The 6,891-nt window shown below is 70.4% G+C and carries 9 protein-coding genes; 5 read left to right on the forward strand and 4 right to left on the reverse strand.

The genetic code is table 11. The annotated features are described in order from the left end of the window. The coding region (gene thrS / locus MZTS_RS22650) for a threonine--tRNA ligase (RefSeq protein ID WP_192285506.1) at positions 1–1,333 on the forward strand (1,333 nt) is incomplete at its 5' end. A 46-nt stretch (positions 1,334–1,379) separates the two neighbouring features. On the opposite strand, the gene MZTS_RS22655 is transcribed toward thrS, so the two are convergent. Further along, positions 1,380–2,798, reverse strand: a complete 1,419-nt coding sequence (locus MZTS_RS22655; RefSeq protein ID WP_192285507.1) for an aminotransferase-like domain-containing protein — start codon at positions 2,796–2,798, stop codon at positions 1,380–1,382. A 122-nt stretch (positions 2,799–2,920) separates the two neighbouring features. Here MZTS_RS22655 and MZTS_RS25525 point away from each other — a divergent pair, with 122 nt between their 5' ends. After that, positions 2,921–3,052 (forward strand): hypothetical protein, encoded by a 132-nt coding sequence (locus tag MZTS_RS25525; protein ID WP_281397086.1) that lies wholly within the window; start codon positions 2,921–2,923, stop codon positions 3,050–3,052. A gap of 12 nt (positions 3,053–3,064) precedes the next feature. On the opposite strand, the gene MZTS_RS22660 is transcribed toward MZTS_RS25525, so the two are convergent. Further along, positions 3,065–3,457: a hypothetical protein gene (locus MZTS_RS22660; RefSeq protein WP_192285508.1), complete on the reverse strand. Its 393-nt coding sequence runs from the start codon at positions 3,455–3,457 to the stop codon at positions 3,065–3,067. Between the two features lie 6 nt (positions 3,458–3,463). Further along, positions 3,464–4,384: a hypothetical protein gene (locus MZTS_RS22665; RefSeq protein WP_192285509.1), complete on the reverse strand. Its 921-nt coding sequence runs from the start codon at positions 4,382–4,384 to the stop codon at positions 3,464–3,466. A gap of 140 nt (positions 4,385–4,524) precedes the next feature. Here MZTS_RS22665 and MZTS_RS22670 point away from each other — a divergent pair, with 140 nt between their 5' ends. Both MZTS_RS22670 and MZTS_RS22675 read left to right on the forward strand, forming a co-directional pair. After that, complete coding sequence (locus MZTS_RS22670) at positions 4,525–5,115, forward strand: nitroreductase family protein (protein WP_192285510.1); 591 nt, start codon at positions 4,525–4,527, stop codon at positions 5,113–5,115. A 7-nt stretch (positions 5,116–5,122) separates the two neighbouring features. Then, the gene (locus MZTS_RS22675; protein WP_192285511.1) at positions 5,123–5,728 is read left to right on the forward strand and encodes a flavin reductase family protein; all 606 of its coding nucleotides are present in this window, start codon (positions 5,123–5,125) and stop codon (positions 5,726–5,728) included. Between the two features lie 12 nt (positions 5,729–5,740). On the opposite strand, the gene MZTS_RS22680 is transcribed toward MZTS_RS22675, so the two are convergent. Continuing rightward, complete coding sequence (locus MZTS_RS22680; protein ID WP_192285512.1) at positions 5,741–6,268, reverse strand: aldolase; 528 nt, start codon at positions 6,266–6,268, stop codon at positions 5,741–5,743. A gap of 74 nt (positions 6,269–6,342) precedes the next feature. Here MZTS_RS22680 and MZTS_RS22685 point away from each other — a divergent pair. After that, a partial coding sequence (locus tag MZTS_RS22685; protein ID WP_192285513.1) for a transglycosylase SLT domain-containing protein occupies positions 6,343–6,891 on the forward strand: 549 nt, incomplete at its 3' end.

A 6,891-nucleotide genomic window follows, 5' to 3' on the forward strand; every position in this document is an offset into this window, starting at 1 on the left:
CCTGCACCGGCTGGAGGAGGCCGAGCGCCGCGACCACCGTCGTCTCGGCAAGGAGATGGACCTGTTCCACTTCCAGGAGGAAGGGCCCGGCGTCGTGTTCTGGCACGCCAAGGGCTGGACGGTGTTCCAGGAGCTGATCGCCTACATGCGCCGCCGCCTGAAGGGCGATTATGCCGAGGTGAACGCGCCGCAGATCCTCGACAAGTCGCTGTGGGAGACCTCCGGCCACTGGGGCTGGTACCGCGAGAACATGTTCGCGGCCCAGAGCGCGGGCGAGGAAGCCGAGGACAAGCGCTGGTTCGCGCTGAAGCCGATGAACTGCCCGGGCCACGTGCAGATCTTCAAGCACGGGCTCAAATCCTACCGCGACCTGCCCCTGCGCATGGCCGAGTTCGGCGTCGTCCATCGCTACGAGCCGTCGGGGGCGATGCACGGGCTGATGCGGGTGCGCGGCTTCACCCAGGACGACGCGCATATCTTCTGCACCGAGGACCAGCTCGCCGACGAGTGCCTGAAGATCAACGACCTGATCCTCTCGACCTATGCCGATTTCGGCTTCGACGAAATCCTGGTGAAGCTCTCCACCCGCCCCGAGAAGCGCGTCGGCTCCGACGCCCTGTGGGATCACGCCGAGGCGGTGATGACTCGGGTGCTCGCTCAGATCGAGGAGCAATCGGGCGGGCGCATCAAGACCGCCGTCAATCCGGGCGAAGGTGCGTTCTACGGGCCGAAATTCGAGTACGTGCTGCGCGACGCCATCGGCCGCGACTGGCAATGCGGCACCACGCAGGTCGATTTCAACCTGCCGGAGCGATTCGGCGCGACCTATATCGACGCCGACAGCCAGAAGAAGCCGCCGGTGATGGTCCACCGCGCCATCTGCGGCTCGATGGAGCGCTTCACCGGCATCCTGATCGAGCATTTCGCGGGGCACTTCCCGCTCTGGCTCGCGCCCCTGCAAATCGTGGTGGCGACGATCACCAGCGAGGCCGACGATTACGCCCGCGAGGTGGTGCGGGTTCTGGAGCGCGCCGGCCTCCGGGTCGAGGCGGATCTGCGCAACGAGAAGATCAACTACAAGGTCCGCGAGCACTCGCTGGCCAAGGTGCCGGTGCTGCTGGCGCTGGGCCGCCGCGAGGCGGAGGAGCGGACCGTCTCGGTGCGCCGTCTCGGTAGCCAGAAGACCACGACGCTCGCCCTCGACGCCGCGCTCGCCGCCTTCGTCGAGGAGGCGACCTCCCCGGACCGCCGCCGGACGGAGGCGGTGATCGACAGCCGGCCGAGCACCGACGCGGTGCTCGACGGCCATCACGTCGAGCAGCCGGCGCCGTAAAGCGCGACACCGCAAACGCGGCCTGGAAGGGAGAGGCGGAGGCGCCCTACCCTTCCATCGCCCGCGACAGCTCCGAGAACACCCGTGGGCTGGCGCATTGGGCGACGTTGAAGCGCAGGAAGCTCGCCGCGCCCTGGCTGATCGAGAAGACGTTGCCCGGCGCCAGCACCACCCCGCGAGCCAGCGCCCGGCGGGAGACGTCGACGGCGTCGAGCCCCTCGGGCAGGCGGGTCCAGAGGAACATCCCCGCGCTCGGCACGAAGGGGACGCTTAAGCCCGCCTGAGCGAGCCGCCGCACCACCATGCCGCGCGCATCCGCCAGCCGGGTCCGCAGGGCATCGAGGTGGTGACGATAACTGCCTTCGGCGAGGAAGCGGTGGACGGTGGCCGCGGTGAGATGGTTGTCGCTCAGGGACACCGCGAGCTTGAGATCGACGAGGCGCTCGACCCAGTCGGACCGGAGCGCGATCGCCCCGACCCGGGCGCCGGTCGAGAGCGTCTTCGAGAAGCCGCCGACATGGATCACCCGGTCGAGCCCGTCGAATCCGGCGAGCCGCGGCCCCGGCTCCGGCTCGAAATCGGCATAGGCGTCGTCCTCCACGATCAGCGTGCCGTGCATCTCGGCGAGCCGCAGCATCCGGTGGACCACGACCGGGCTCAAGGTGGCGCCGGTTGGGTTCTGAAGACCTGAATTGGTGATGTAGAAGCGGGGCTTGTGCTCGATCAGCGCCTGCTCGAACGCGGCGAGATCCGGCCCCTCGGGTCCGAACGGGACCCCGACCATCCGCAGCCGGTGGGCGCGGGCGAGCGCCTGGAACGAGAAGTAGCAGGGATCGTCCAACAGCACCGTATCGCCGGGCTCGGCGAGGAAGCGGATGATGAGATCGAGGGCCTGCGTCACCGAATCGGCGAGCACGAGTTGATCGGGATGGGCGCGGATGCCGCGCTCGGTCAGCCGAAGGGCAAGCTGCTGGCGCAGGGGAGCATGACCCTGGGGCGTGTCGTAGAACATCACCGCGTCGCTCTGCCGGGCGACATGACGGAGCGCCCGGCGCAGATCCTCCTCCGGCAGCCAGTCCGGCGGCAGCCAGCCGCAACCGGGCCTGAGAGAATCGGGCCCCGCCTCCAGCGATTGCCGGGTGATCCAGACGGGATCGACGGCCCGGTCGAGCCGCGGCCCGATGGCGGCGAGGCTGAGCGGCTCCGGCCGGGCCGCGACGAAGAAGCCGGAGCCCGGGCGGGAGACGATGGCCCCCCGCGCCGCCAGCCGGTCATAGGCCTCGACCACGGTCGATTTCGACACTCCCATGCTCTCGGCGAACGCTCGCACCGAGGGGAGCCGGGCGCCGGGACCGAGGGCGCGACCCTCGATGCGATCCTCGATCGCCCGCATCACCGTCTGGACGCGCGAGAGCGTCGCCTCCGGCACCGGCTCGGACAGGGCCTCCCTCACACTCCCGGTCATCACTGTCCTCCAAACTGTATCGGTACTTGTCCCGGACAGTTTGTTGGATTGTACTGCAACCGTCCCTGTCGAGGAAGCGAGGCCTCGCTCATATCGGGCTCACTCAACGACAGGAGACGATCATGAGCCTCACGGAAGACATCATCGCACAGCGGCGCGGGGCCCAGGCCTGGATCGGACGGCGTGTCCGCGACGTCATCGTGCTGGCCGGCGGGCTGATTCTCGCCCTGCCGCTGATCGTGCCGTTCGCCTGATCGCACCGCCGGTCAGCCGGCGGTGCAGTTGGCCTCGTACAGCGCCCGAGCGCGCTCCATGGCGCGGAAATCCGCCATGCTGGCCGGGCTGCGCAGTTCCGGCCCCTCGGGCAGCCGCCCGATGAACTTCTCCGGCAGGTCGGCGACGAAGCCGCGCGGGCCGGTATGGACGCCCATGCGGTTGCGGACATCGACAGTGCCGCACAGGGCGCCTGAGCGGCCGATCCGCAGGCCCGCGATCCGCGCCTCGGGATCGCGCAGCTGCGTGCCGATCAGGCTCAGCACCGCCCGCGCCGCCTCGGGACCGACCGCCGCGTCCGATCCGTCCACCACCGTCTGAGCCCTGGCCGCCGTCGCGCCACCAAGGATCAGGAGCGCCGCGAGGGTGATGCCACGGGACCGCATCGGAGGTCAGCTTCCCTTCGCCACGACTTCGATGTCGCGGTCCATGCCGCTCTCCACCTTGAACTCGCGGGTGAAGACCTGCCCGTCATGGCGGGCGATCAACACGTAATCGCCCTCCGCCAGCGTCACCGAGGGGAAGGCGCCGATGGCCTCGCGGATGGTGTCGCCGCCGGGGGTCAGCACGCTGAAGGCGGTGCCGGCGAAGGCCTCGGAGCCGGGGGCGGCGACGAGCTTCAGGGTCACCGTGGCGGCGCGGTGGTTCATGGTCGCGTCGGTGACCTTGCCGTTCTCCACCCGGAGGTCGGCGCGCTGGATCGCGTTCGAATCGCCGTAGTTCGACACCACGTGGTAGGTGCCCTCCGGCAGGCGCACGATCTCGCCGGCCTTGATGCCGCTGCGCACGAGGCGCCCCTCTGAGTTCGTCCCGATCGGCACGAAGACCGAGAAGGCGAGCTGGGCCGCCGGGATCCTCTGGTCGCTGACCGCGCCGGACAGCTTGAGGGCGCCGGCCGCGACGCGCAGCTCCTCCCGGCTCGGATTGCCCGACATCGTGATCCGCTTCGAGGCGCTGGCGTAACCGTAGGTGACGGTGGCGACGTAGGCGCCGGCCGCGAGCTTGAAGGTCGGGGCGGGGTCGTTCGAGCGGGCGACGATGGCCGGCCGCCCGGCCTCGCCGCGATCCTCGTAGATGCGCCATGCCAGCCCGGACCGGATCGGCAGATTGGCGCCCGCGAAGACCGCCGAAAGCGTCAGATCCGCCTCGCCCTCAGCCGCGGGCGGCGGCAGCATCGGCCCGGCGATCCCCGGCGTGGGCAGGGTCGGCCCGAAGGGCGCCTGGGTCTGGGCAGCAACGGGACCGGCGGCGAGCAAAGACGCGGCGAAAAGGGCCCAGGTGACGGCGTTGCAGCCTGCGAACCCGCGTCCCATCGTCCCTCGCACTCCCTTTCCGCCCGATCCGGCGCTAAGTCCGGACCGTCGCGCTCTTGAAACCCGACCATGGCGGCGGCAAGGCGGTCTCTCGCCGGCGAGCGCCTTCGCCAGCTTCGGCCCCTCCACGCGGATTGTCCATGACCGAGTCCCGAGAAGCCGCCCCTTGCGACCAGACCCTGGCGCTGCTGCGCACCCGCCGCTCGGTGCCGCCGCCGCTGCTGACCGGCCCCGGCCCCACGGCCGAGGAACTCGACGGTTGGCTGACCGTCGCCGCCCGGGTGCCGGATCACGGCAAGCTCGCCCCCTGGCGCTTCCTCGTGATCGAGGGCGAAGCGCGCGAGCGCATCGGTGCGATCATCGCCGCCACCCACGCCGCCGATTTCCCCGATGCCGACGAGAAGCGCCTCGCGCAGGAGCGGCAGCGCCTCACTCACGCCCCGGTGGTGGTCGGCGTGGTCTCCCGCGCCGGGCCGCACGTCAAGATTCCCGAATGGGAGCAGCTGCTCTCGGCGGGCGCCGTCTGCATGAACCTCGTGGTGGCGGCCAACGCCGCCGGCTACGCCACCTCGTGGCTCACCGAATGGTTCGCCTATGACCGCCGGGTGCTCGATGCGCTGGGTCTCGACCCGGCCGAGCGGATCGCCGGCTTCATTCATATCGGCCGCCCCCGGGAAGTGCCCTCCGACCGGCCCCGGCCCGATCTTTCGCAGATCGTCACGCGGCTCTGAGGCGCCGATGCATTACGAGGCCGCCCATCCCAGCCTGCCGCACAACCCGCTCAAGGCCGTGGTCGCCCCGCGACCCATCGGCTGGATCAGCGCCATGGACCGGGCGGGCCGGGTCAATCTCGCGCCCTACTCGTTCTTCAACGCGGTCGGCGGCGAGCCCGACATGGTGATGTTCTCCTCCTCCGGGCGCAAGGACGCGATGACCTTCGCGGAGGAAGGCGGCGAGTTCGTCTGCAGCCTCGCGACCTTCGACCTGCGCGAGGCGGTCAACGCCACCTCGGCGCCGCTGGAGCGGGGCGTGAGCGAGTTCGGCTTCGCCGGCCTGACACCGGCGCCCTCGCACCGGGTGCGGCCGCCCCGGGTCGCCGAATCGCCGGCGGCCATCGAGTGCAAATGGCTCCAGACCGTGCCGCTGGTGCCGCTGGGCGGCGGTGAGGCCGCGAATTTCATGGTGATCGGGCAGGTGGTCTCGATCTACATCGACGACCGCTTCATCAAGGACGGCCGGGTCGATACCGGGGCCATGCGGCCGATCCTGCGCGGCGGCTATTTCGACTACTTCACCACCGAAGCCGAGAACCGGTTCGAGCTGAAGCGTCCGAAGGGCGGCTGAGCTCCTCCCGAATCACACCAGCGCGAAGGCCGGCACATCCGCCGCCGCCGCCGCGAGGCGGACGAGACAACGGGCCTGATCCCCGGCATACCCGTCCCCGGACGGATGATTGTCGAGGCCGAGCCCCGCGAGCCGGGGACTCGCCCCGACGAAGCTGCGCGCGTCGAGCAGGCCGAGGGGATGCCGGATCGCGGCGAGGATCGCGCAGGCTCCGTCGGGCAACCCATGCAGCGCTTCGTGGACAGCCAGCCGTGCCCCGAGGGCGGCGACGTCGCGGCCAGAACGGGCATTGCGGAGCAGCAGGCCGTCCGGCCTCTCGACGAGCATTCCGTCGAGCCCCGGATCGTCGGGACCGTCGAGGGTGAGATGGACCGTCCGGTCCGGCCAGCGTGCCCGCAGGTCCGCGAGGCATCCGGGCAGCAGAACCCCCGTAACCGCCAGCGCCTCCGCCCCCGCGGCCAAGGCAGCCTCGGCACTGGCCACATCCACCATCGTGATGCGGCGCAGGACGGAATTGGAACCGGGCGGCGCGGGCGTCATTCAACCTTCCTTTACCATAGCTGCAGGAAACTCACGCCTCACGGGGCCGAGTGACGGTCCCGGCGGGACGCGTCATGTTCCTGTTCACCAATGCTCCGATCGGCCCCCGCGAGACCGCCGCCCCCACGCGGAACGGGAGCGCGAGCGGCGAGGTCGTGGATGCGATCCGCGAGGGCGCGCAGACCAGCGGCGTCGGCTTCGATTACCTGCTCGCTACGGCGCAACGCGAATCGAGCCTCAACCCCTCGGCCAAGGCCGGCACTTCCACGGCGACCGGCCTGTTCCAGTTCATCGAGCAGACCTGGCTCGGGGTGATGAAGAATGCCGGCCCCAAGCTCGGGCTCACCGCCTATGCCGATGCCATCACCACGGGTGCCGATGGCCGCTACACCGTGGCCGATCCGGCGACCCGGCAGGCGATCCTCGACCTGCGCCGCGATCCGAAGGTCTCGGCCACCCTGGCGGGGGCGCTGACCCAGCGCAACGGCGAGGCCCTGGCCGGCGCTTTGGGCCGCGAGCCGACGGCGGGCGACCTCTACGCTGCGCATGTTCTCGGGGCCAAGGGCGCGGCCACCCTGATCGCCTCGGCACAGGCGAGCCCAGCCCGCGCCGCCGCCCTCGAC

This window comes from Methylorubrum zatmanii, from assembly GCF_014845115.1.
Classification (GTDB): domain Bacteria; phylum Pseudomonadota; class Alphaproteobacteria; order Rhizobiales; family Beijerinckiaceae; genus Methylobacterium; species Methylobacterium zatmanii.